The 24,802-nt window shown below is 64.2% G+C and carries 23 protein-coding genes; 9 read left to right on the forward strand and 14 right to left on the reverse strand.

Annotated features, from left to right (window positions below):
• Positions 1–351: 351 nt before the first annotated feature.
• From H3V53_RS30220 to H3V53_RS30230, 3 genes are all read right to left on the reverse strand, one after another.
• Positions 352–675, reverse strand: coding sequence for an H-NS histone family protein (locus tag H3V53_RS30220; protein ID WP_336601005.1), 324 nt, complete (start codon positions 673–675; stop codon positions 352–354).
• A gap of 210 nt (positions 676–885) precedes the next feature.
• Positions 886–1,194 (reverse strand): GIY-YIG nuclease family protein, encoded by a 309-nt coding sequence (locus H3V53_RS30225; RefSeq protein ID WP_336601006.1) that lies wholly within the window; start codon positions 1,192–1,194, stop codon positions 886–888.
• 7 nt (positions 1,195–1,201) lie between these two features.
• The gene (locus H3V53_RS30230; RefSeq protein ID WP_336601007.1) at positions 1,202–2,374 is read right to left on the reverse strand and encodes a GNAT family N-acetyltransferase; all 1,173 of its coding nucleotides are present in this window, start codon (positions 2,372–2,374) and stop codon (positions 1,202–1,204) included.
• 366 nt (positions 2,375–2,740) lie between these two features.
• Between H3V53_RS30230 and H3V53_RS30235 the strand changes: the two genes are divergently transcribed.
• Both H3V53_RS30235 and glnK read left to right on the forward strand, forming a co-directional pair.
• Positions 2,741–4,798, forward strand: coding sequence for an NAD(+) synthase (locus tag H3V53_RS30235; RefSeq protein ID WP_336601008.1), 2,058 nt, complete (start codon positions 2,741–2,743; stop codon positions 4,796–4,798).
• Between the two features lie 131 nt (positions 4,799–4,929).
• Positions 4,930–5,268 carry a P-II family nitrogen regulator gene (gene glnK / locus H3V53_RS30240; protein ID WP_008342452.1) on the forward strand — a complete coding sequence of 113 codons (339 nt, stop codon included), beginning with the start codon at positions 4,930–4,932 and terminating at the stop codon, positions 5,266–5,268.
• A 211-nt stretch (positions 5,269–5,479) separates the two neighbouring features.
• On the opposite strand, the gene H3V53_RS30245 is transcribed toward glnK, so the two are convergent.
• The 5 genes from H3V53_RS30245 to H3V53_RS30265 all read right to left on the reverse strand — a co-directional run bounded on the left by H3V53_RS30245 (position 5,480) and on the right by H3V53_RS30265 (position 10,589).
• On the reverse strand, positions 5,480–6,637 hold the full coding sequence (locus tag H3V53_RS30245) for a porin (protein WP_336601009.1): 1,158 nt from the start codon (positions 6,635–6,637) through the stop codon (positions 5,480–5,482).
• Positions 6,638–7,221: 584 nt separating this feature from the next.
• Positions 7,222–8,007, reverse strand: a complete 786-nt coding sequence (locus H3V53_RS30250; RefSeq protein ID WP_336601010.1) for an ABC transporter ATP-binding protein — start codon at positions 8,005–8,007, stop codon at positions 7,222–7,224.
• Between the two features lie 30 nt (positions 8,008–8,037).
• On the reverse strand, positions 8,038–8,751 hold the full coding sequence (locus H3V53_RS30255; RefSeq protein ID WP_054919682.1) for a histidine ABC transporter permease HisM: 714 nt from the start codon (positions 8,749–8,751) through the stop codon (positions 8,038–8,040).
• Positions 8,748–9,437, reverse strand: coding sequence for a histidine ABC transporter permease HisQ (locus tag H3V53_RS30260; RefSeq protein ID WP_054919710.1), 690 nt, complete (start codon positions 9,435–9,437; stop codon positions 8,748–8,750). Before H3V53_RS30260 ends, H3V53_RS30255 begins: the two co-directional genes overlap by 4 nt.
• 375 nt (positions 9,438–9,812) lie before the next feature.
• Positions 9,813–10,589: an ABC transporter substrate-binding protein gene (locus tag H3V53_RS30265; protein WP_336601011.1), complete on the reverse strand. Its 777-nt coding sequence runs from the start codon at positions 10,587–10,589 to the stop codon at positions 9,813–9,815.
• A gap of 417 nt (positions 10,590–11,006) precedes the next feature.
• Here H3V53_RS30265 and H3V53_RS30270 point away from each other — a divergent pair, with 417 nt between their 5' ends.
• Complete coding sequence (locus H3V53_RS30270) at positions 11,007–11,714, forward strand: pirin family protein (protein ID WP_336601012.1); 708 nt, start codon at positions 11,007–11,009, stop codon at positions 11,712–11,714.
• 196 nt (positions 11,715–11,910) lie between these two features.
• On the opposite strand, the gene H3V53_RS30275 is transcribed toward H3V53_RS30270, so the two are convergent.
• Entirely contained in the window at positions 11,911–12,450 is a 540-nt protein-coding gene (locus H3V53_RS30275; RefSeq protein ID WP_336601013.1) for a Spy/CpxP family protein refolding chaperone, read from the reverse strand.
• 223 nt (positions 12,451–12,673) lie between these two features.
• Between H3V53_RS30275 and H3V53_RS30280 the strand changes: the two genes are divergently transcribed.
• Together H3V53_RS30280 and H3V53_RS30285 are read left to right on the forward strand one after the other, a co-directional pair.
• Positions 12,674–13,399: a response regulator gene (locus H3V53_RS30280; protein ID WP_054919689.1), complete on the forward strand. Its 726-nt coding sequence runs from the start codon at positions 12,674–12,676 to the stop codon at positions 13,397–13,399.
• Complete coding sequence (locus tag H3V53_RS30285) at positions 13,383–14,711, forward strand: ATP-binding protein (protein WP_054919712.1); 1,329 nt, start codon at positions 13,383–13,385, stop codon at positions 14,709–14,711. Before H3V53_RS30280 ends, H3V53_RS30285 begins: the two co-directional genes overlap by 17 nt.
• Positions 14,712–14,806: 95 nt before the next feature.
• On the opposite strand, the gene H3V53_RS30290 is transcribed toward H3V53_RS30285, so the two are convergent.
• Together H3V53_RS30290 and H3V53_RS30295 are read right to left on the reverse strand one after the other, a co-directional pair.
• Complete coding sequence (locus H3V53_RS30290; RefSeq protein WP_336601014.1) at positions 14,807–15,073, reverse strand: double-stranded DNA-specific endonuclease; 267 nt, start codon at positions 15,071–15,073, stop codon at positions 14,807–14,809.
• A gap of 149 nt (positions 15,074–15,222) precedes the next feature.
• Entirely contained in the window at positions 15,223–16,902 is a 1,680-nt protein-coding gene (locus tag H3V53_RS30295) for a sensor domain-containing diguanylate cyclase (protein WP_336601015.1), read from the reverse strand.
• Between the two features lie 688 nt (positions 16,903–17,590).
• Here H3V53_RS30295 and H3V53_RS30300 point away from each other — a divergent pair.
• Positions 17,591–19,345, forward strand: a complete 1,755-nt coding sequence (locus tag H3V53_RS30300) for an ABC transporter permease (RefSeq protein ID WP_336601016.1) — start codon at positions 17,591–17,593, stop codon at positions 19,343–19,345.
• A gap of 22 nt (positions 19,346–19,367) precedes the next feature.
• A complete protein-coding gene (locus H3V53_RS30305; RefSeq protein WP_054919695.1) occupies positions 19,368–20,711 on the forward strand; it encodes an AAA-associated domain-containing protein in 1,344 nt (447 codons plus the stop codon).
• A gap of 116 nt (positions 20,712–20,827) precedes the next feature.
• Here the strand turns inward: H3V53_RS30305 and H3V53_RS30310 are convergent, their stop codons facing one another.
• The 3 genes from H3V53_RS30310 to H3V53_RS30320 form a co-directional block, all read right to left on the reverse strand.
• On the reverse strand, positions 20,828–21,355 hold the full coding sequence (locus H3V53_RS30310) for a hypothetical protein (RefSeq protein WP_336601017.1): 528 nt from the start codon (positions 21,353–21,355) through the stop codon (positions 20,828–20,830).
• A gap of 44 nt (positions 21,356–21,399) precedes the next feature.
• Positions 21,400–21,963, reverse strand: coding sequence for a hypothetical protein (locus H3V53_RS30315; protein WP_336601018.1), 564 nt, complete (start codon positions 21,961–21,963; stop codon positions 21,400–21,402).
• Positions 21,964–22,322: 359 nt separating this feature from the next.
• Positions 22,323–23,378, reverse strand: coding sequence for a sigma 54-interacting transcriptional regulator (locus H3V53_RS30320; protein ID WP_054919698.1), 1,056 nt, complete (start codon positions 23,376–23,378; stop codon positions 22,323–22,325).
• 511 nt (positions 23,379–23,889) lie between these two features.
• Here H3V53_RS30320 and H3V53_RS30325 point away from each other — a divergent pair.
• Positions 23,890–24,207, forward strand: a complete 318-nt coding sequence (locus H3V53_RS30325; RefSeq protein WP_054919700.1) for a DUF883 family protein — start codon at positions 23,890–23,892, stop codon at positions 24,205–24,207.
• 86 nt (positions 24,208–24,293) lie between these two features.
• Positions 24,294–24,554, forward strand: coding sequence for a hypothetical protein (locus tag H3V53_RS30330; RefSeq protein ID WP_336601019.1), 261 nt, complete (start codon positions 24,294–24,296; stop codon positions 24,552–24,554).
• Positions 24,555–24,802: the final 248 nt, after the last annotated feature.

The following is a 24,802-nucleotide window of genomic DNA, read 5'->3' on the forward strand; positions in this document are numbered from 1 at the left end:
GAGCATCGCGCTGAAAAGTTAACAGCTCGGCGCCTCGTTTACAACACCTCCCGCGTCAAAAGCAAAAATGCCGTTCAGTGCTTAACTGAACGGCATTACTCTTTGGAGCGTCTTTTTTTTTCGCGCGTGACCGGTCGGACGGGCGTGGCTGGATCTGCCCGGCATAACCCTGCCGGATGGCCTTGCGATCGATGCCGGCATGAGCCGTTCGAGAGGCGAGCAGGCGACCCACGCTTTGAGGCGTCACGCGCGCGTGATGCGCACCTCGTTGTCATGCAGCAAGCCGCGGTTGCTCATCCAGCCTCCCACGGGGCAATCGGATGGCTTACGCCTTCACGATCGGCGACGGGGTTACTGCGGCTGGATATTCGCGAGGCGCGAACCGGCGAACGGGTCCTTGCTCCAATCGACTTTCGGGCGTTCCTGTCTGGCCGGCACAGGCTTGTCGATGGCGAAATGTTCCGCCGATTGCCCGGCGCTGACGGCATTGCTCAACCATTGGGGCATTGCGCCCTGACCGTCCCACGTCTCGCCGAAAGCGCTGCGAAACCGCACCGCCTTCGCGCGGCGCCGGTCTTCCGCGAGTGCGACCGCCAGGTCGGCTGCCTTGATGCCAACCTGCGCCATGCGGCGGCGCAAATACGCAATCATGCTGTCACGCTTTCGTTCGTCCATTTGCTTCACCTCTGGGGGTTCTTGCCTAAGTATCGGATCACGTCGGGTATCACATCGCGGGCGGTCGGGCTGCTCGTCCGTCCGGCCGGGAACCGGCGATGCATTTGCAGTGATGCAAGTATCTGTTCGGCCAAAGACGGCGTCGAGGCGCAATTCCTGAAAACACTGTTGCGCCCGATACAAAAAATGCGCGAACGTTGTTGCAGCGCGTCAGGATTCTTCGGAAGGCGACGGCTCGTCATCGCCGACGGCGGGCAGCACGGACTCGAGCGTGCGCGCGCCGCACGCCAGTTCCCACTTCTGCGCGGGCGCGAGTTGCTTCACGCGATACTCGGCGCGCAACGCGCTCGACCGGTCGGTCAGCTCGAACGATGCCAGCAGGCGCACCGGCTTGCGCGAGCGCGTGTAGCGCGCGCCCGTGCCGGCGCAGTGCTTGTCGAAGCGCGCGGCGACGTCGGTGGCGATGCCTGTGTAGACACTGCCGTCCGAGCATTCGATCAGATACAGGAACCACGGCATCGCGCGTTCAGTCTTTGAAGGGATTGTGTTCGCGCAGTTCATCGACGTACGCGTGGATGTGATTCTTCTCGTTGTCGAGAAAGTGCGCAACGGCGTCGGAAAACGCGGGATGCGCGAGCCAGTGCGTCGAGCGCGTGACGGTCGGCATGAAGCCGCGCGCCATCTTGTGCTCGCCTTGCGCGCCGCCTTCGAACACGCCGAGCTTCTGCTCGATGCAGAACTCGAGCGGCTGATAGTACGCCGTCTCGAAGTGCAGGCAGGGCACGTGTTCGAGCGCGCCCCAGTAGCGGCCGTACAGCGTGCCGCCCGCGTTCGCGCCGTCGCGCTGATAAACGACGAGCGAGCTCGCGATCGGCTTGCCCTCGTATTCGGCGATCACCATCATCAGATTCTCGGGCATCGACGCCCCGATCATCCGGAAAAAGTCGAGGTTCAGATACGGACTCGAAAAGTGCTCGCGGTATGTCTGCCGATAACACTTGCTGAAGAAGCGCCAGTCGGCGTCGCTGATGTCTTCGCCCGCCATCCGGCGAAACGTGATGCCCGCGTCGCGCACCTTGCGGCGCTCGGCGCGAATGTTCTTGCGCTTCTTCTGTTCGAGCGTCGAGAGGAACTCGTCGAAGTCGCGATAGCCTTCGTTGACCCAGTGAAACTGCACGCCTTCGCGCTGCATCATGCCGAGGTCCGTCAGCGCCTGCGCTTCGGCGTCCGTCGGGAACAGCACGTGCAGCGACGATACGTCGGCCTGCTCGGCAAAGGCGACGAGCGTCGCGGCGAGATGGCGCAGCGCGTGCGGATCGGCTGCTAGCAGGCGCGTGCCCTGCACGGGCGTGAACGGCACGGCGCACAGCAGCTTCGGGTAATAGGGCAGGCCGTTGCGCTTGTAGGCATCGGCCCAGGCCCAGTCGAACACGTACTCCCCGTACGAGTGGCCCTTCGCGTAGACGGGCGCGGCCGCGGCGAGCTTGCCCGTGCGCGGATCGGTCAGCGTGACGAATTGGGGCGCCCAGCCCGTGTCCGCGACGGCGCATCGCGTCGCGTGCAGCGCGCTCAGAAATTCGTGGCGCAAGAATGGCGTGGGTTGCGCCTGCTGGCTGAGCAGCGCGTTCCATTCGGCGGCATCCACTTCGAGCGGCGAAGCGAGGATGCCCGCGCGGTAATCAAAACGTTCCTGGTTCAATCTTTTCGACCGTTGGCGATCCTGTTGCCGCGCGCGGTTCGGGCGCGCGGCATGTCGGGACGGGATGAGGCTGATAGATGCGTATTGCGCGCGTGCCGGTTCGCGTCGGCCTTGCGAAGCGCGCCTTTGTGCATCGACGGGGCGAGGCCACGGCGCGCGGCCTCGCGCGGCGAACGGCCATGTTAATGCAAATGCGTGCGCCCGGTGCGCGGCGTGCGCGACTCGACGGGCGAGCGCACGCGTTCGAGACCTGGAATGCGCTTACGGCTTATCATCTACGCTGATCGATAGCAGCCGTTTCGCGCGTGCCGTCCACCATTCCAATCCGTTCGATCACCGACGCACGCGCCCGAAGGAATCTCTGACATGAAAGGCAACTTCTTCAATTTGTATTCGCACGGCTTTGCACGCGTTGCGGTGGGCGTGCCGCGCTGCCGCGTCGCCGACCCCGCCTTCAACGCCGACGAGACGCTCGCGCTCGCGCGCGAGGCCGCCGCGAAGGGCGCGGCGCTCGTCGCGTTTCCCGAACTCGGCTTGCCCGCCTATACCTGCGACGACCTCTTCCATCAGCGTGCGTTGCTCGACGCATGCAAGACAGCGCTGGCAAAGATCGTCGAGGCGTCGAAGAAGCTGCCCCTTGCGTTGATCGTAGGCATGCCGCTGCAGGTCGATCACAGCCTGTACAACTGTGCCGTCGTCGTGGCGCGCGGCGCCGTGCTGGGTGCCGTGCCGAAGAGCTATCTGCCGAACTACGGCGAATTCTACGAGGCGCGCCAGTACACGCCGGCCGATAGCGCCATCGCGCGCGACATCGAATTGCTCGGCAAGCCGGTGCCGTTCGGCGCGTCGCTGCTGTTCGAACTGACCGACGTGCCCGATTTCCGTTTCCACGTCGAGATTTGCGAGGACGTCTGGGTGCCCATTCCGCCGTCGTCGTTCGCGGCGCTCGCGGGCGCGACCGTGCTGGTGAACCTGTCGGCGTCGAACATCGTGGTGGGCAAGTCGGGTTACCGGCATCAACTGGTCGGCCAGCAGTCGGCCCGTTGTCTCGCAGCGTATCTGTACACGTCGGCGGGGCGCGGCGAATCGTCGACGGACATGGCGTGGGACGGCCAGGCGCTGATCTGCGAAAACGGCGAGATGCTCGCCGAGTCCGAGCGTTTTCTCGACGACTCGCACATCATCTTCGCGGACGTCGATCTCGAACGGCTGTCGCACGAACGCATGCGGCAGACCACGTTCGGCATGTCGGTGCAGCGTCACAAGGACGAGGCGGCGAAGTTCCAGATCGTGCGCTTCGCGATCGAGCGCGCAGCGGCGCATGCGCTGCCGCTCGCGCGCAAGGTCGAGCGCTTCCCCTACGTTCCCGCCGATACGCGTCGCCGCGACGAGCGTTGCAACGAGGTCTACAACATTCAGGTGCAGGCGCTCGTGCAGCGGCTGTCGGCGTCGAATATCCAGAAGGTCGTGATCGGCGTGTCGGGCGGACTCGACTCGACGCATGCGCTGCTCGTCTGCGCGAAGGCGATGGACCGGCTCAAGCTGCCGCGCACCAATATCATCGGCGTGACGATGCCGGGCTTTGCGACGAGCAGCCGCACGCTCAAGCAGGCGCGCGAGCTGATGGACGTGGTGGGCTGCACGTCGATGGAAATCGACATCCGGCCAAGCTGCGAGCAGATGCTGAAGGATCTCGGCCACCCGTACTCGGCGGGAGAGGCGAAGTACGACATCACGTTCGAGAACGTGCAGGCCGGCGAGCGCACCAACCATCTGTTCCGGCTCGCAAACTTCCACAACGGCATCGTGATCGGCACAGGCGATCTGAGCGAGCTGGCACTCGGCTGGTGCACGTACGGCGTCGGCGATCACATGTCGCACTACAGCGTGAACGCGAGCGTACCGAAGACGCTGATCACGCATCTGGTGCGCTGGGTCGCGGAGACGGGCGCGATCGGCCAGAACGGTTCCGATACGCTGATCAACATTCTCGGCACGGAAATCAGCCCCGAACTGGTGCCTGGCAAAGAGGCGGGCGCGATCGAACAGAAAACGGAAACGTTCATCGGCCCGTACGAGCTGCAGGACTTCAATCTGTACTACATCCTGCGCTATGGCTTCGCGCCGTCGAAGGTCGCGTTCCTCGCGCTGCACGCATGGCGCGACAGGGAGCAGGGCGGCTGGCCCGAAGGCGTGCACGTCGCGCGTAACGAGTACGATCTCGCTGACATCAAGCGCAATCTCGGCATCTTTCTGTGGCGCTTCTTCAAGACTAGCCAGTTCAAGCGCAGCTGCGTGCCGAATGCGCCGAAGGTCGGCTCGGGCGGCTCGCTGTCGCCGCGCGGCGACTGGCGCGCGCCGAGCGACTCCGAAGCCGTGGTCTGGACGGATGATCTCGCAACGGTTCCGGACAAAGCCGCCTGAAATCTGTCTTTATCTGCCGTTGAGAGCGCGTCGCTGCACGCGTTGCCCTGCATGATGCTGGCAACGTGTGCAGTGCGGCGTAGAATCGACGCATCTGAACCTTCCTTTTTCGAACCGAGACGAGGCCTGCCATGAAACGCATCACCGCCATCATCAAACCGTTCAAGCTCGACGAAGTGCGCGAAGCGCTCGCCGAAGTCGGCCTGACGGGGCTGACCGTCACCGAAGTCAAAGGCTTTGGCCGCCAGAAAGGACACACGGAGCTGTACCGCGGCGCCGAGTACGTCGTCGATTTTCTGCCGAAAGTGAAGATCGAAGTCGTTGTCGCGAACGATCAGACCGATCAGGTGATCGATGCCATCATTGGCGCGGCGCGCACGGGCAAGATCGGCGACGGCAAGATTTTTGTCGCTGACGTCGAACGCGTGATCCGCATTCGCACGGGTGAGGAGAACGAAGCAGCCGTGTAATCGCGCGGCCTGCATGCCGTTCGATAAAGCGCCGGCGTTGCACCGCGCCGGTGCCGCGATGCACGGGCGAAGTGCCCCGGATGGCGCAACGCCATGTTGCTCGCGGAAATAAAAAAAGGTGCGACACCCTTTCGGACATCGCACCGATACGCGCCTCTCGCAGCAGCGTGAAAACTGTTTCTGTTAAAGCTGTTTTGTTGGCACCGTTCGATTAGAACGAGTGCTGGATACCTGCGTACACGCCCGTCTGGCTGTGGCCCGGCAGCGGGTTGTCCGTTGCGACCGACGTACCAGCGTTGTTCGCGTTCAGGCCGAAGTTAGCCGTCTTGCTGTTTTGCGTCGTTGCGACTTGCAGGTCGAGCAGCGTGCGCTTGGACAGGTTGTACGAACCGCCAACCGTATAGATGGTCGCGTTGCCGCCGCCGTTGTTCGCGTTCACGTGGTAGACAGCTGCGATCAGAGCTGCAGCCGGCGTTGCTTGCCACGTGATACCGCCCCACTCGTGATCGAGCGTGGTCGGCGTACCCGGCAGATAGTTCGTCGCGCCCGACGAGCGGATCGCCTGGTAAGCGGCCTGAATCTTGAACTGACCGAGGAACACGTTCAAGAGAGCCGAGTACTCACGCGATGCTGCGAACACGCCCGTACCGATGTTGCCCGTGTTGGTCGGGTCGCCTGCAGCCGGGTTCGGGCCGAACAGGCCGCCGTTTGCCGGGTTGCGGATTTCGTCATAGAGACCGCGAACCTGGAACAGCGACGACGTGTACGTGACCTGTGCACCAGCCTCGCGGCCTTGCGCCGTCGTGCCGTTACCGTTCCAGTTCGTCGCGTTCGACAGAGCGTATTGACCGTAGAAGTCAAAGCCTGCGATCTTCGGCGACTGGTAGGCTACGTTGTTGCTCGATTGCGGCCAGTTGCGGCCACGCACCAGCGATGCCGACGACCAGTTCGACTGACCGAACGGGTCGAAGTCCCACACGCCGTTCGAGATGAAGAGCATGCGGCCCATCGTGAACGTACCGAACTGGTCGTTCGCGAAGCCAACCGTCGCCCAACGATTGAAGAGACCACCGCCGCCAGGGCCCGCACCCGTCATCGTGTTGAAGGAGCCTTCCAACTGGAACACGGCCTTCGTGCCGCCGCCCAGATCTTCAGAGCCCTTCAAGCCCCACAGGCTGGTACCCCAGTCGCCGCTTTCTGCGCGGAAGCGGTGCGTGCTGCTCGTTGCCGAGCCGCCCACTTGGTTCTGCGGCACACCATTCATATACTCCAGACCAGCGTCCAGGCGCCCATACAGCGTCACGCTGCTCTGTGCGTGTGCTGCAACGCCGAAAGTCAGCAGCGCTGCGGCAGCCAAAGCTTTCTTCATCTTCTCCTCCATACCCTGTCAAAAAGTAAAGCCAGTACTGCGAGTGGTGCCCGGACGCCAGCAGCGCCGAGCAGGAATCCTGCTAAAAAGATGGGCGGTGTGACGGGCGGTTTTGTCGACGCGCAGCCTGGGAAGCTGTCTGTTCGTCTCTCCGATCCCTCGCGACCGGCATCTCCTTGTTCGTTCGTTTTGAAGTGAAACTACTTTTCTTGAACTTTGTTTTGCTACTTTCGTTACTAATTTAGCAAAATACCCTTCGGTTGGCGAATAAATTAGCGATGCTCGGTAAAGGTGTCTCTAAATTGCAATACCAATATGAGACAAGTGGGCGATCCAAGGTCTCAAAACGGCCTCTAAACCTTGTCCGGCAAGGGTTACAGCCGTGTTAATGACTGATGTCAAGGATTGCCACTATTGACGGGAGAAATCGTCGGGAGTAAAGGCGTTTTGAACTGTCGTTCGCGCATATGTTGGGATGCCGAAGCGTTGAAGCCTTGCTGGGAACGCAAGAGCGGCGGCGCGCGCGCATGAAAAAGGGCGCCGGTAAGCGCCCTGTAATACTACATAAACTACAGACTCCTGCCTTATTTAAGACTGCCCGACAAGAACTGCTTAAGACGATCACTCTTCGTGTTCCTGAACACTTCGTCCGGATGGCCTTCTTCTTCGACGCGTCCTTGATGCAGGAACATCACGTGGTTCGACACGTTGCGCGCAAAGGCCATTTCGTGCGTCACGACGATCATCGTGCGGCCTTCTTCGGCGAGCGTCTGCATGACCTTCAGCACTTCGCCGACGAGTTCGGGGTCGAGCGCAGAAGTGGGTTCGTCGAACAGCATCACGTCCGGGTTCATCGTCAGCGCGCGGGCAATGGCGACGCGCTGCTGCTGGCCGCCCGACAGATGCGACGGATACTGCTTCTCCACGCGCGGCGCGAGGCCCACTTTCTCCAGATACGCGCGGGCGCGTTCTTCGGCTTCCTTGCGCGGAATGCCGAGCACGTGCAGCGGCGCCTCGATGATGTTCTCGAGCACCGTCATGTGCGTCCACAGATTGAAGTGCTGAAACACCATCGAAAGCTTGGTGCGCATCTTCTGCAGCTGCTTCGCGTCCGACACGCGCAGCGCCCCGCGCTTGTCCTTCTGCGTGCGGATTTCCCGACCGTCGACGAAGATGCGCCCGGCGTTCGGCTGCTCGAGAAAGTTGATGCAGCGAAGCATCGTGCTTTTGCCCGAGCCGGACGAACCGATCACGCTGATCACGTCGCCGCGATTCGCGCGCAGCGTGACGCCCTTGAGAACTTCGTTGTCGCCGTACTGCTTGTGCAGGTTGTCGACGAAAAGCATTTGCGGTGTAGCTTGAGTGTTCATCGGGTTCCTTGACTTGCTTATTCGCCGTACTTACTTGCCTTGCGGGCGCAGATAAGCGAGCCAGCGGCGCTCGGCGCGGCGGAACAGCCAGACGAGCGCAAAAGAGATGATCAGATAGAGCAGGGCGGCAATGCCGAATGCATCGAACGAACGATAGGTGGCCGAGTTGACGTCGCGCGCGATCTTAAGAATATCGGGCACGGTCGCCGTGAACGCGACGGTCGTGGCGTGCAGCATCAGGATCACTTCGTTGCTGTAGTACGGCAACGCGCGGCGCAGCGCCGACGGCAGAATGACGCGCCGATACAGCGTGAACTGCGACATGCCGTACGCGCGCGCCGCTTCGATTTCGCCATAGGGCGTTGCCTTGATCGCGCCCGCGAAAATTTCCGTCGTGTACGCGCAGGTGTTCAGCGTGAACGCAAGCAGCGTGCAGTGCATGCCGTCGCGGAAGAACGCATTGGTCAGCGCGTTCGAGCGGATGATTTCAAGGCTGTAGAGGCCCGTGTAGCAAAGCAGCAGTTGCACGTACAACGGTGTGCCGCGAAAGATGTACGTATACAGCCACACCGAGCGCGCGAGCCATTTGTTCTTCGACACGCGCGCGACGGCGAGCGGTATGGACAGACAGAAGCCGAGCCCGATCGACACGACCAGCAGCCACAGCGTGATGACGACGCCCGTCAAGCGGTAGCCGTCCGTATACAGATAGTTGCGCCAGTATTCCTGGATCAGCTCGATCATAGTTCCGCCTTGCGTACGCCAGTCGAGTAGCGTTTTTCGAGGTACATCAGCACGAAGTTCGAGGCCGTCGTGATAAGCAGATAGATGGCGCCCGCCATCAGCGTGAAGAAGAAGAAGCGCAGGGTGCCCTTGCCGGCGTCCTGCGAAGCCTTGACGACATCCGCAAGGCCGATGATCGACACGAGTGCCGTCGCCTTGACCATCACCTGCCAGTTGTTGCCGATGCCGGGCAGCGCGAAGCGCATCATTTGCGGGAACATGATCCGGGAGAACACTTGCCAGCCCGTCATGCCGTATGCCGCGCCCGCTTCGAGCTGGCCGCGCGGCACGGCGAGAAACGCGCCGCGGAAGGTTTCGGTGAAGTACGCGCCGTAGATGAAGCCGAGCACGGCCACGCCGGCCACGAACGGATCGATGTCGATCTGGTCCCAGCCGAGCATGTCGGTGAGGTTATTCAGCCAGATCTGGATGCTGTAGAAGAGCAGCAGCATCAGCACCAGATCAGGGACGCCGCGAATCAGCGTCGTGTAGAGGGTGCCGATGCCGTACGACAAACGGTTTCTCGACAGCTTCGCCGCCGCGCCGAGCAGACCCAGCAGGAACGCGAGTGCGAGCGACAGGATTGCCAGCTTCACGGTCTGCACCGTGCCGGCAAAGATGATCGGGCCGTAGCCTTGAAAGAGCATAGTGAGTCCTTGACGACGCTCCCGCGCGCCGCGAAAGACGCGGCAATGCGTACGCTGCGCTGGTTCGTCCGAAGGCGGATGCCGATGGCCTTCGATGTCTCCCGTGCGGCGCACAGCATGCCGCTGTGCGAATCATGACTGCCTGACCGTTGCGGGCCGGCAGCGCGTTTTACTGCGTTGCGTTTTACAGCCTTGCGTTTTACAGCCTTGTTCTACTGCCAGTTTTGCCGCCGGTTCTACTGCCTGCTTGCCGCGCTGCTGCCACGCGGCGCGGCGTTGGGTCCGACTGTATTACGAACCTTGCGATCCGGCCCATCCGGGCCAGCCCCGAGCCCGCGCTTGGCGCCGTGCTGCGCGGCGTCCGGTCGGTCGCGTTCAGCGGCTCTGATCGATATCGACGTCGAAATACTGCTTTTCGAGCTTCGTGAACGTGCCGTCCCGATGCACGTCGGCGAGCGCCCGGTTGAGCATGGCCTTCAGCTCGCCGTCCTCCTTGCGCACGCCGATGGCCGTGCCTTCGCCGATCGTTTTCGCGTCCTTCACTTCTGGGCCCGCCCACCCGAAATCCTTGCCGCGCGGCGTTCTCAGGAAGCCGGCGTCGGCTTGCAGCTCGTCCTGCAGCGCGGCGTCGAGACGCCCCGTCGCCAGATCCGCATAGACCTGATCCTGGTTCTGGTAAGGCACGATCGTCACGCCCTTGGGCTCCCAGTACGCCTTCGCGTACGCTTCCTGCGTCGAGCCCTGCTCGACCCCGACCCGCTTGCCTTGCAGCGACGCCGCCGTCGGCAGCAGCGGCGAGCCCTTCTTCGCGATCATGCGCGCGGGCGCATCGAACAGCTTGTCGGAGAAGTCGATCTGCTCGCGGCGCTTGTCCGTGACCGTCAGCGACGACACGATGATGTCGAACTTCCGGACCTTGAGCGCCGGGATGATGCCATCGAGATCCTGCGCCACCCACACGCATTTGACGTTCATCTTCGCGCACAGCGCGCGGGTCAGATCGACGTCGAAGCCAACCATCTGGCCGTTCGGCGCCATCGATTCAAACGGCGGATAGCTGGCGTCGACCCCGATGCGCACGGTTTTCCACTCTTTTGCCGCGGCCCCCGACGCCAACACGGCGAACGCCATGCCTACTGCGAACTTCTTCATGTATCTCCTGACTTCCCGGCCGCGGGCGGCCTGCCAGCGGCGGCCGTCGCCATTCTAGGCGGACAAAAATCGCCTGCCCGAACAGGTTGCGCCGGCGGCGAGCCGGCCGGCGCTGGCGCGCCGCACGGGTCGGTCCGTACCACCCGTGCCAAAAAGCGCGGTATTTTACCCGAACCGGCGCCCGGTGCCAGTGCTTGCCGCAACGAAAAAGCCCTTTGCCGCCAGAGACATGCGCGTGCGGCCGGGGTCGCGGCGGGCGGCCGGCCGGTTCCATCGCGCCGAATCGGCCGATGCAGCCCGCATGGCAGCCTTTGCCATTGCCATCATTTCGGAAACGATCCGGTGCGCCGGTGCGGATTGTCTGGGGCGGGCGTAGCCCATACATTCCCGTATCGCCAATTTTCACGGGAGACTCATATGATCAGAATTCGCCGCTCCGAAGAGCGTGGCCATGCGAACCACGGCTGGCTGAACGCGAAGCACAGCTTTTCGTTCGCCGATTACCATGATCCCGAGCACGTTCATTTCGGTCCGCTGCGCGTGATCAACGAGGACCGCATCGCCGCGGGGCAGGGCTTCGGCACGCATGGCCACCGGGACATGGAGATCGTCACCTACGTGCTCGAGGGCGCGTTGTCGCACCGCGATAGTCTCGGCAACGGCTCGACCATCCGTCCGGGCGACGTGCAGCGCATGAGCGCCGGCACGGGTGTGATGCACAGCGAATTCAACGGCTCGCAGGATGATCCGTTGCATCTGCTGCAGATCTGGATTATCCCGAAGCGCGCCGGCGATGCGCCGGGCTATGAAGAAAAGCGCTTCACCGACGCAGACAAGCGCGGACGCCTGCGCGTGGTCGCGTCGCCCGACGGGCACGACGGCTCGGTGACGATTCACGCCGATGCGTCGATCCACGCGGGCCTGTTCGACGGCGCGGAGCGTGCCGAACATGCGCTCGAGGCCGGGCGTCAGGCTTACGTGCACGTTGCGCGCGGCGCCGTCACGGTCAACGGCGAAACGCTGAGGGCCGGCGATGCCGCGATGATCACCGACGCGTCGAACGTCACGCTCGAAAACGGCGACGGCGCGGAAGTGCTGCTGTTCGATCTCGGCCAGTTGCGCTGACGGAGGTCACGCCCGCTTCGCAGATCTGCGCGGGCAAATGCCGAAACGCCACGCAAGCGCTTGCTTGCGTGGCGTTTTTCTGTTGCGCCTCGGGCGTGGAGTGCGGCACGGCCCGAGCCGCCGGGCCGCAGCCGTCGGATACCGGGCGCATACAGGAGACGCACTGGACGCGCGCCGGCACGACCCGCGCCCGAACTCAGGGCTTCACCGCCGACGCCGCCGCGTCGCCGCGATGCTTCTCCCAGCGCTCCCGCATCTGTTCGTGACGCTGCTCCATCTTCGCGAAGTGCTGCTTGAGCGCCGTGCTGACGGTGGTCTTCTGCTGGTCGTTCAGGCCGTTGTAGAAGTTGAGCCACGCCGTCGACGTCTGCTCGCGCAGTTGCGCGTCCTTCTGCTCGATCTGCTGATGTGCGGCGTGCATCGCGTTCAGATCCAGAATGGGCTGCTGCTGCATCTGCTTGAACTGCTGGCGCATCTGCTCGTGGTTCGCGCGCTCGGCTTCATGGCTTTGCTTCATCGTGTCGAGCGCGGCCTGCCAGGCTTTCTCCTGATCCGCGTTCAGCTTCAGTTGCCCGTGCAACTGGTTCAGTTCCTTCATGAACCCGCCGTGATGCCAGCCCGGACCGCCGTGGCTCATGCCGGGGCCGCCCGGGGGCTGCGCCGCGAACGCGGCTCCGAGACTCAGTGAAAGCGACGCAGCGGCAACGGCGAGAAAGCGTGATGTTTTTTTGGACATTACAGTGCTCCTTGATCAACTAGCCGACGATGCCGCCCGTCTCGAAGGTGGACCGGCGCGCATTCGGTAAGGCACAGCGTAGAGGGATCGAAGGCGGCCCGTGTTACGCGTATCCTTGCTGAAGTTACGCCACATTACGCGCGCCTTTCGCGGTAACACCCGGTAACCCTTTGGGGGGCAGGTGAGGCGAAACGGCGTGAAGGCGCGCGTTACACTTCTCCACATGGCTACTCAAATTCTTGTCGTCGACGACGACGTCGAACTGCGCGACCTCCTGCGCGACTATCTTGCCCGGCAAGGCATCGAGGTATCGGTGCTGCACGATGCCGCCTCGCTCGAGCGGCGCATCGAGCGCGAGCGTCCCGATCTGATCGTGCTCGACCTGATGATGCCGGGCGTCGACGGGCTCACGGCGCTGCGCAAGCTGCGCGCGTCCGGCGACGATATCCCCGTCATCATGCTCACGGCGCGCGCCGACGACGTCGATCGCATCGTCGGACTCGAGCTCGGCGCGGACGATTACCTCGGCAAGCCGTTCAACCCGCGCGAGCTGCTCGCGCGCGTGCAGGCGGTGCTGCGCCGCCGCAAGACGCAGCCGTCCGCGGCCGCGCCCGAGCAGCGCGAGCCGTTTTCGTTCGGCCGCTTCTCGCTGGATTTCCAGTCGCGCACGCTGCATCAGGAAGGCAAGCCGCTCACGCTGTCGGGCAGCGAATTCGCGCTGCTGAAGATCTTCGTCAACAACCCGATGCGCACACTCACGCGCGAGCGCCTGCTCGAACTGCTGCACGGTCCCGAGTACGACGGCACCGACCGCGGCATCGACGTGCAGGTCTGGCGTCTGCGCCGCATTCTCGAAACCGATCCGTCCGTGCCGCGCTTCATCCAGACCGTGCGCGGGCGCGGATACGTGTTCGTCCCCGATGGCGAGCAACATGCGGCGTCCAATTGATTCACTGTTCGGGCGGCTCGCACTGCTGGTCGTCTGCGTATTGCTTCTGTCGCATTTCGCGTGGTACCTGCTGGTGCGCTTCGAGCGCAATCAGTCGCAAACGCGTTATGCCGTAGAAGAAGCTGTGTTCCTCGTCGATGCCGTGCGCGATCACATGAAGCGCGAGCCGGATCAGCCGCTGCCGTCGCGCGTGCGCCTCGTCGATCCCGCCAGCGCCGACGTGCCGCCCGATACGACGGACTTGCCCGTACCGCTCGACCGTTTCGTTGACGACGTGCGCGACCGTCTGCCCACCTCGACGCAGGTGCGCGTCGGCGCGCCCGGCAAGCCGCCCACGCTGTGGGTCCGCGCGGCCAGCGACGCTAGCTGGATCGTCGTGCCCGTGCAGCCGCTGCGGCCGCCGCGCTCGCTCGACCGCATGGTGCTGTGGCTCGCCATCATCTTTTCGGCCGGCGTGATGGCAGCGCTTTTTGCCGCATGGCAACTGCAGCAGCCGCTGCGCTCGCTTGCCCAGGCGGTCACGCGCTTCGGGCGCGGACTGCCCGTGCCGCCGGTGCGCGAGCGCGGTCCGCGCGAGTTGCGGCAGCTCACGCACGGTTTCAACCAGATGGTGCAGGAAGTGGCGCGTACCGAGCATGATCGCGCGGTGATGCTGGCGGGCGTCGCGCACGATCTGAAAACGCCGTTGGCGCGTCTGCGGTTGCGCGCCGAGATGATGGACGAAGCGAAGATGCGTGACGGCGTCGTGCGCGACGTCGATTCGATGACGCATATCGTCGAACAGTTTCTGGTGTTCGCGCACGACGGCGCCGACGGCAGCGAGCCCGTCGAAGTGGACGCGCAGTGCGAGCGCGTGGTGCGCAGCTATCGCGCGGTGTCGAGCGGCGCGCCGACGGTGCAGACCGATCTGCGGGCGGGCGCCGGCTTCCGGTTGCCCGCTGCGACGCTCGACCGCATTCTGTCCAACCTGCTCGACAACGCGCATGCGTACGGTGCGCCGCCCATCGCCGTGTCGACGGCGCGCACTGCGCAGGGCTACACGCTGACGGTCACCGACAACGGCAAGGGCATCGCCGCGCAAGACCTGATCAACGCGAGCCGTCCATTCGTGCGGCTCGATCCGGCGCGCGGCGGCAACGGTCATAGCGGCCTGGGGCTCGCGATCGTCGAGCGGCTCGTGCGGCGCGCAGGCGGCGAATGGCAGATCGGCAACAACGACGAGACGACGGGCGGACGCGGCTTGCGTGTGCAGATGACGTTCCCGCTGGAGTCGGTGTCGCGCGCGGCGTCGGCGTCGGAGAGCGTCTGGTGAGGTTGATGTGCCGCGCGCCTCGCTGCGCGGTACTCTTCGGGCGGGGCGACGGAATCTGACCATCTTCCCGCCGTCTTCTTTCAGGTGGGCAGCGCCTATTGGGTGAAGAGCGTGTTGAGCGCGGCGGCCGCCTCGCTGTCGACCGTATTCCACGTGACAGTCTCCGCCTCGAAGATGTAATGCGTCGTGTATTTGCCGAGACGCGCCAGGATTTCTTCCTGGATCACTTCGGGTGCCACTTCCAGCTTCAGATACCACGCCGTCGATGACAGACGCGTCTGAAACGCGCCGTATTCTGCGAGCAGATGATCGAAAGCGTCAGCGTCCTGATCGCGGCAGACGATGACCAGATTTCCCTTCATGCGAACCTCCGGAGGAGCGAAAAGAGCGAAAAGCGGTGATCGAAAACTCTCGAATGAAAGTCGATGATACCTGCTTAGGCTTCGCTTGCCCGGCGGTCTAGCACGCATTCATGCGTGCTTCGTACTGGTGCGCCAGCAGCTTTTCGATGCTACCAGGCGTTGGCGGGCGCGCGTGCGGGCGGGGCGGTGTCGTCGGGCGGGACGGCTTCGCTGCGGTCGCGGCCGCCCTGTTTCGCAGCATAGAGCGCCTGGTCGGCGCGGCTGATGATGCGCTCGGGCAGATCTTCCGGCGACAGCTCCGTGATGCCGATGCTCACGCTCAAGCCCACCGACTGCGGCAGCTTCGCCGACGGCATCGCCTTCAGCCGGACGCGCAGACGCTCGACCACTTCGAGCCCTGCAGCGAGCGCCGTTGCCGGCAGCAGAATGCCGAACTCTTCGCCGCCTAGCCGGCCGATCGCGTCGCTGCCGCGCAGCTCGGTGCGGCAGGTATCGACGAAATGTTCGAGCGCGCGGTCGCCGGCTGCGTGGCCGAAGCGGTCGTTGATCTGCTTGAAGTGATCGAGGTCGGCAATCGCCATGCACAGCGGCTCGCCCGTGGCGTGCGCGCGGTCGATCTCATGCCGCAGCAGGTCGAGGAAATAGCGGCGCGACAGCGCGCCCGTGAGCGCGTCGTGACGCGCTTCCGCCGACAGCAGCGTGTTCGCCGATTGCAGCTGCTCGGCGAGCACACGCGTGGCGCGGTGGTGGCGCCGCTCGCGCAGATACGACACCGTGATCACCCACGCGAGCGCGACTGTGCCCGCGAGCGTCAAGAACACGAGCAGATGATCGCGCTTGTGATTGCGCATCAGCTCGGGCCACGCGGCGAGCGGGTCGACCAGATGCGCGGAGAGGCCGGAGTTCAGGCCGCCGCGCGACTGATAGAGCGTCGGGGTCGGCTGGCCGGGCATGTCGAACAGCTGGTCGCGGATCTCCGGCGGCACCCACGGCGCGTCGCGGTGCACCTGAGTCTTGACGGGCCGGATCTGGATGGTCGGAAACTGGTCGCGATGGTAGGTGCTCACCCGCTCCGCCTCGTTCATCTGGGTGACGCGCGAGTTCGGCATGGCCTGGCCTTCCAGCTCCGCGTTGTGCGCCATGATGATGACGCCGTTGTCGTCGGTGACGAAGGTGCCCGCGTGCGCTACCCAGTGACGCAGCCGCGCGATGCCGACCTTCGCGACGATCGCGCCGACCAGCAGGCCGTCGTCATACACGGGCGCCGAGATGAAGATGCCCGGCTCGCCGCTCATGCGTCCCACGCCGTACGCCTCGCCGAACGCGCCGAGCAGCGCGTTGGTCAGGTAGCTGCGCGAGCGCATGTCGAGCCCGACGAACGAGTGCGAGTTCTGCGCATTGCTCGCCGCGACGCACAGCCCGTTGGCGTTCACGAGCCAGATGATGTCGAGGCCGGAGAAGCCCTGGGCATCGCGCAGGAAGCCGTCGATGCCCGCCAGTTCCGGCGACTTCAACAGCTCGTCGCGGTGCGCGGGTTCCAGGTCGACGCCCGACGCGGCATAATTCTGCGAATGCGTCAACGCCTGCTGGATCACGCCGAGTTCGGCCATCGTTGCGGGTATCGCGCGTGACATCGCAAGGTCGCTCGCGATCACCTCGGCCATGTTGTAGACGATCGAACCGGACATTTGCCGCTGCTGACGCAGCGCGGCATCGAGTTCTTGCTGTACCATCCGGTCCGCGACGAGACCCGATGCGAACCAGCAAGCGAGCACGACCAGTATGAAACTGGCCGGTCCCAATGCCTGGCGCAAGGTTGTCCTTTTCATCGACCCTCTGATCCGTCTGACTGATTCATGCAACAACGTCTTTCGTTGCAACGCGCCGGCGCTGGGCCGTTCCTGTCGATCCTCGCCGTGCGCCGCACGGAGCCAGGATAATGCGCTGCGCCGCCGTCCTCGTTGCCGGCGGCCAGTAGCTTTTGCCGCTTCCCGATTTTAACCGCCGCGCGGCCCGACGCCAGTCGGGATTTGTGCGCCCGGAAGCCCGTTTGCACCGCTGCGCGGCCCGTTGTGGCGTTAACGGCGTTTTGCGGGAGTTTCTGAATGGTGCCGGCGCGGCGGATGTGGCTCACGCCCTGCGGCTTACAGATCCATTCCGGACGCCATTCAGCGTGACATTTGAATGTCAACGGTTGTTTCTGTCACACAGGTTGTAGTAGTGTCGTGCCGTCCAAAATGAGGAAAGCTCGCCCGCTTGCCGGCGGCGGCCCGCGCAACACGATTGCGCCGGCCGTAAGTGCAGGCGCGCACGGGGCGCCGCGCAACGTATCCGTTGCCGGCCAATGCGTATCCAACGCCAACGATTTATCGCGCATTAGCGTTTTGCCATGCCTGATTTCCGCTTTCCGGATCGATTCTCGGACCTTCGGGCCGCCGTCTGCCACGGCGGCCGCGCGGGCGTAGCCACCGCGGCGCGCGGCATATCCGTGCCTGAGCGCGAAGGGAGGGCCGCCTGATGGACCTGTTCAGCTTCACGCTCAATCGCACCGCCAACGCGTCCGCGTGGCGCGTGCTGCCCAATCGTTGGGACTTCATCGCGTTTCCGCTCATCATCTGCCTGATCGCGATGGCCGTGGTCGGCTTTCACGAGACCTTGGCGCCCATCTCGACGCTGCAGACCGAGGCCATCTCGCTCGATCCCGCGAACCTGCCCGAGTATGCGTTGCGCACCACGCTGCGCATGCTCGCTGCGATGGTCGCGTCGCTCGTCTTCACGCTCGTCTACGGCACGCTCGCCGCGAAGAGCCGCCGCGCGGGGCAGGTGCTCGTGCCGATACTCGACATCCTGCAGTCGGTGCCCGTGCTCGGCTACATCTCGTTCACGGTGACGTTCTTCCTTGCGCTCTTTCCGTCGCGCGTGCTGGGCGCCGAACTGGCCGCGATCTTCGCGATTTTCACGAGCCAGGCGTGGAACATGACGTTCAGCTTCTATCAGTCGCTGCGCACGGTGCCGCGCGATCTGGATGAAGTATCGAAGGGGTTTCATCTCACGTCGTGGCAGCGCTTCTGGAAGCTCGAAGTGCCGTTCTCGATGCCGGGCCTCATCTGGAACATGATGATGTCGATGTCGGGCGGCTGGTTTTTCGTGGTCGCGTCGGAGGCGATCACGGTGGGCAATCATTCGATCACGCTGCCTGGCATCGGCGCGTATCTGGCGCAGGCCATCGCCGACAAGAACCTGCACGCGATCGGCTGGGTGATCCTGACGATGACGGTCGTGATTCTCGCGTACGACCAGTTCCTGTTCCGCCCGCTCGTCGCGTGGACGGACAAGTTCCGGATGGAAAACACGAGTTCCGGCGACGCGCCGGAGTCGTGGCTGCTCGACCTGATTCGCCGCACGCGCCTGATTCACCGGCTGCTCGTGCCGCTCGGCTGGATGTTCGCGAAGGCCGCGCGCATCCCGTTGCGCTGGCCGAGCGTCGGTCCCGTGCGGTTCGTGAAGCCGTCCGAGCGCAAGCCGTCGAAAGTGGGCGATATCGTGTGGTCCGTGATCGTACTGCTGGTCACGCTGTATGTCGTGTATCGCGTGGTCATGTACGTGCGCACGGGCGTCACGCTCGACGAAGTCGGCCATGTGGTCGTGCTCGGCCTGCTGACGCTGTTGCGCGTGACGCTTTTGATTGCGATCGCATCGGTCGTGTGGGTGCCCATCGGCGTGCTGGTCGGGTTGCGTCCCGCCCTCGCCGAGAAGATCCAGCCGCTCGCGCAGTTTCTTGCCGCGTTCCCCGCGAACCTGCTGTTCCCCGTGTTCGTGATCGTCATCGTCCGGTTCCATCTGAACCCGGACATCTGGCTGTCGCCGCTGATCGTGCTCGGGACGCAGTGGTATATCCTGTTCAACGTGATCGCGGGCGCGAGCGCCTATCCGAACGATTACAGGGAAGCCGCGAAGAATTTCCGCATCCGCGGCTGGCAGTGGTGGCGCCAGGCGATGCTGCCGGGCGTGTTCCCGTACTACGTGACGGGCGCGATCACGGCCTCGGGCGGCGCGTGGAACGCGAGCATCGTCGCCGAAGCCGTGCAGTGGGGCGACACGAAGTTCGCCGCGCATGGTCTCGGCGCGTACATCGCGCAATACACGGCGGCGGGCGACTATCCGAAGATCATTCTGGGCATCGCGGTGATGTCCCTGTTCGTGTCCCTGTTCAATCGCCTGTTGTGGCGTCCGCTGTACGCCTACGCCGAAAGCCGTCTGCGGCTCGATTGAGATTCATTGAAGGCATAACGCGATGCAAAATCCCAAAGCCGTAACCGCCACGCCGATCCAGACGCCGCCGATGCCGCCGCGTCTCGGCCAGGAAATCCTGCGCGTCAAGGACGTGTGCCGCGGGTTCAACAAGACCCAGGGCGAACTGCTCGTCCTCGACGACGCCAACCTGTCGCTGCGCGAGGGCGAAATCGTCGGTCTGCTCGGCCGTTCGGGCTCGGGCAAGTCGACTCTGTTGCGCATCATCGCCGGGCTGATCGAGCCGACGGATGGCGAAGTGACGTACATGGGCAAGCCGCTCAAAGGGCCCGCCGAAGGGGTCGCGATGGTGTTCCAGACCTTCGCGCTATTCCCTTGGCTGACCGTGCTGCAGAACGTGGAAGCGGGGCTGGAGGCGCTTGGCGTCGGCGCGCGGGAGCGCCGCGAGCGGGCGCTCGCCGCAATCGACCTGATCGGCCTCGACGGCTTCGAGAACGCGTATCCGCGCGAGCTGTCGGGCGGCATGCGACAGCGCGTCGGCTTTGCGCGCGCGCTGGTCGTCGATCCGACGCTGCTGCTGATGGACGAGCCGTTTTCCGCACTCGACGTGCTGACGGCGGAGACGCTGCGCACCGACTTGCTCGATCTGTGGACGCAAGGCCGCATGCCGATCAAGTCGGTGCTGATCGTCACGCACAACATCGAGGAAGCCGTGTTCATGTGCGACCGCATCCTTGTACTGTCGTCGAATCCTGGCCGCGTGATCGCCGAGATCAAGGTGCCGTTCAAGCATCCGCGCAACCGTCTGGACCCGGCGTTCCGGCGCCTGGTCGACGACATCTACGCGAAGATGACGGCGCGGCAGACGGGCGAGGCGACCAAGAAGGGGCTGGAGCTGCATAGCTGGCTGCCGCATGTGTCGACCAACCTGATGGCCGGTCTGATCGAAACGCTCGCGGCCGCGCCGTACCACGGCCGCGCGGACATGCCGGAAATCGCGCGATCGCTGCATCTCGAAGTGGACGACCTGTTCCCGATCGCGGAAGTGCTGCAGCACCTCGGTTTCGCCGACGTGCGCGAGGGCGACATCTTCCTGACGCCGCCCGCGCGCGTGTTCGCCGAGTTCGGCACGCAGGAGCGCAAGCTGATGTTCGCCGATCACCTGTTGAAGCACGTGCCGCTCGCCGCGCGGATCAAGAAGGTGTTGAACGAACGTCCGGGGCACCGCGCGCCGCGAGTGCGCTTCGAGCAGGAGCTGGAAGATTTTCTGTCGGACAGCGCCGCGGAAGAAACGCTCGACGCCGTCATCAACTGGGGCCGTTATGGCGAAATCTTCTCGTACAACGACCAGACGGAAATCTTCAGTCTGGAGGACGTCGAGTCCTGAGCTTTCAGGCGTTCGCGTGAGCCATGAAGAGGGGGAGCCGTGCGGCTCCTCTTTGTTTTTGTCGCGGCCACATCCACACGACGACGGCAGCGGCCGTGGCTTGCGTCAGCGCTCCGTCATTGCAGATTGCCCCAGCGCTCGACGGCCGGTTCCGCCGACGCCCATTTCCAGTAGCCCTTGTTGTCCTGCTGGCAGGCGCTCGCCGTGTACCAGAAGACCTTCGAGTCGGGCTTGTCGCCGTCGATGACGGAGAACACGAACTCCTTGCAGATCGCCAGCGACGACGCGAACGCGCGCGTCACGCGCACCTGGCCGTGGCCGTTCTCGATGGGCAGCGCGTGTTTGACGCTCCAGTCGCGCGTTTCGCCGACGGGCATCGCGCCCGCAAGCGCCGCGATCACGTTTTGCTGATCCGAGTGCATCACGCGCAGGTAGCGCGCGACGGCCTCGTCGGTGGCGGCCTGCACGGCAATGCCGACGCCGATGCCGACAGCGGGATTCGCGGTCACGATGCCTGTCGCCGCGCCCGCGCCCGCACCGGCCGCCGCGCCCACCGATGCCGAACTGCAGCCGCTGACGACGGCGCCTGCACCGACGCACAACGCGGCAACCAGCGCGAAGCGCGCAAGCGTCGCTGCCATCATGGCGGCGACGCGTCGTACTGCGCGCTCAGGTGTCAGGCGCGAAATCATTGCAGCGAACCCCAGCGTTCTGTCGCGGGTTCCGCCGACGCCCACTTCCACGCGGTGCCGTCGCGGCAGATCGATGCGACGAAGAACGCGCTCGACGCGGGCACGTTCTTCGTCGCGGTTTTGTCGACGGAGAACACGATTTCCTTGCAGTCGAGTTGGCCCGCGCTGATTGTGCGGCTGACGGTCACGCGGCCATGCTCGTCGTCTTCGAGCGGCACGGAGTGCGTGATGCTCCACGGCGCGACGGCGCCGACGTCGAGCGGGCCGGCCGCGACGGCGATGCTGTCCTGCGTGTTGCGATGGATTACGCGCTCCGAATACTGGACGCCCGCCCGTGCCGCCGCGACGGCGCCCAGGCCGATACCCGTGGCGACGGCGGCGTTATTGGTCACCTTCGCGGCAAGGGCCGCGCCCGCGATACCGGCGCCAGCCGTGGCGCCTTCCGAGTACAGCGAGCCGCAGCCGCTGAACGCTGTTGCGACGGCGGCAGCCAGGGCGGTAATCAGCGCGACGCGCGGGAACGTGGAACGCCGCAAGGGGGCGTGCGGTTGGCGGTGCATGGCTTTCTGCATTTCTTCGTCTTGCTCCTGCTCGTGCCTTCGACGCCGGGCGCCAGCGCAGAGGCAGAATGCGTCTGATCATTTTTCGCAGCGGCATTGTGCAGGATGCCTTTTGTTATTGGCATAGGGAAAATGCAAGCAATTGCAAAAGATGCTGCGGGGCCGCCGTCTTTCTGATTGGCGAGCCCAGCAGTTCCCGTGCCTGACGACGCCGCGCCGCACTGGCGCGAGCGTGCTTGCCGAGCTGGGCAGCGAGGGAGGGGGCGATGCGGCTTCGCGAGGAAGCCGCTGCCGGAGGGAAATGGGGAAGCGGCGCGAAGGCATGCACGACGCGCACGACATGCGCGACATGCCACGCATCAGTTGTCGTCGGTATTCGACTCTTCGTCGCCGTACGTGCTGAGCCGGTTGTACAGCGTCTTCAGGCTCACGCCGAGCGCCTTGGCGGCGCGGCGCTTGTCGCCGCCGCAATACTTGAGCGTGCCGAGAATGATCTGCTTTTGCGCGTCGGCGAGCGGCGTGCCGATCCACACGCTCATCGAGTCGCCGAGCGTGACGGGTTTCTTCACGCGCGACATCAGATGCGGATGCGGCAATTCCACAGCCTTCTCAGCCAGGATGAACGCGCGATACACCGCGTTCTTCAGTTCGCGCACGTTGCCGGGCCACGACCACGTGCGCAGTGTTTCCATCGAGCGCTTGCTGAAGACCTTGTTCGTGCCTTCCTGGCGATTAAGCTCGTCGAGGAAATGCATCGCGAGCAGTTCGCGGTCGCCTTCGCGTTCGCGCAGCGGCGGAGCGCGCAGCGGAAACACGGCGAGCCGGTACATCAGGTCTTCGCGCAGACCGTTTTCCTTGACGGCGACAGCGGGATCACGATTGGTCGCAGCGATGACGCGCACGTCCCCGCGAATCAGCTCCGTGCCGCCGACGCGATAGAACGTGCCTGTCTCCAGCGCACGCAGCAGTTTCACCTGGCGCACGGGCGCCATTTCCGTCACTTCGTCGAGAAACAGGGTGCCGCCGTTCGCGTGTTCGAAGTAGCCGACGCGGCCTTGGACCGCGCCCGTGAAGCTGCCTTTCTCGTGGCCGAACAGTTCGGCTTCGATCAGTTCGTCGGGGATGGCGCCGCAGTTGACGGCTACGAACGCGCCGTCCTTGCGCGCGCTGTGCTCGTGGATCGTGCGGGCAATCAGCTCCTTGCCGGTGCCCGATTCGCCGATGATGAGTGCCGTCGCGTCGGTAGCGGCGACGCGGTCGATCTGTTCATAGAGATCCAGCATCACGGGCGATGAGCCGTACAACGTGCCGTACGACTTCAGCCCCGCGACGTTTTCCGTCGCGCGCGGCCGGGCGGGCGGCGTGGCGCCGCCTTCGGAAACGGCTGCGGGCAAGTCCAGATCGGGTGACGACATAGCCAAGGGTGTCCTGTGCAAATTCGGGTGGATATCGTGAATGGCGCAGGCCGGAATCGACTGCGTGGACTGCTTTGTAGAGTGGTCCACTATCTCACAAAAGGCAATTTAACCACTCGCCCGGCCCTCCCGGCAAGGCGGGCATAGTGCGGCGTTGGCTGGCAATTCGTCAACGTTGGCGTACGATCGACACGCGATGCCGGCAAAAGTTGCGCAAACGGCGCAGGGGCGGAAAGTTTGCCCGGATCGCGGCGCACGGATGCCAGCCGTGCGAAGGGCTTTGTCGGCGGGCGGAACTCGGCGGTCGCATGGGGATCGCAGGTGGGTGCCGGGTACGTCCGTTGCAAAGTGACGTGGGCAGCTATGAGGGATGGCGCGCGCGGATATCCGCGCGAGGCGGAACCGTCCGCCCGCGACAGGCGCCGCTCCCGTTTGGGGTCTCGCCTGGAGCCTCCTTGGCGTCTGGGCTTGGCACCCCGCTTCGCGCCCGATAACGAGATGGGAGATTGCAATGACGGAAACCACTGAACAACTCGCGTTGGGCCGACAAAAAATCGTCCAGGACCTCAACGTTCTGCTGGCCGACTCGGAAGAAATGCTACGGCTTGCGGCGGCCGTGCCGGGCGAAGGGCTCGACGCGCTTCGCGAGCGCCTGCGAACGCATGTCGATGCGGTACAGGGCGCGCTCGCCGATGCGCAAAGTTCCGCGCAGCGGCGCTATCGCACTGCGACGATCCAGACCGAGCGCTACGTCCGGCAGAACCCGTGGCAGTCGCTTGGCATTGCGGCTGGCATCGGCTTCGTGCTCGGCATGCTAGCCGCGCGGTGACGCGGCACAGCGGCGTCCCCGGATCGCAGATCATCGGCGGTGCGACTGACGTCTTTTTTCCTCTTCACGACAACAAGGAGTTCAAGATGGCACGACCCAGAATCGGCGTATTCGGCGCTCTGTTCGCCGTGGGCAGCGTACTGGCGTGGCGCTGGGCGCAAAAGCAGCGCGCCGCGCAGTCATCCGCCGCGCGCGATCTGACGCGCTGGGAGGGCGAGGGCGGTTCCGTCACCGAGCCCGAGAACCCCGCGCGGGGCGCGCAGATGACGCCTGCCGCACATCTGCGCAAGGGCAACGGCGCCAACGGCGCCGATCACGGCGACGCGTGGCCGTTTCCGCGCAGCTAGCGCGAACCATACGCGCGAACCGCTCGAGAAGTGCAGGAGAGAACGCTGGCAACCAGCGCGGCGGCGCCACGACATAGACAAATTGAACAAATGGACGTCGCCGCGATTGGTGCTTGACGTTTTTTCAATGTCCCGCCGTATAATGAGCAAAAACAACAATAATCAGTGGCTTTTGCGGCAACATTTACGGGAATTGTTGCGCAGATGCGTTAATTCGGAAAGTTTTTCACGGTGGAATCACTTGGCGT

This window comes from Paraburkholderia bengalensis (genome assembly GCF_037126505.1).
Taxonomy (GTDB): domain Bacteria; phylum Pseudomonadota; class Gammaproteobacteria; order Burkholderiales; family Burkholderiaceae; genus Paraburkholderia; species Paraburkholderia bengalensis.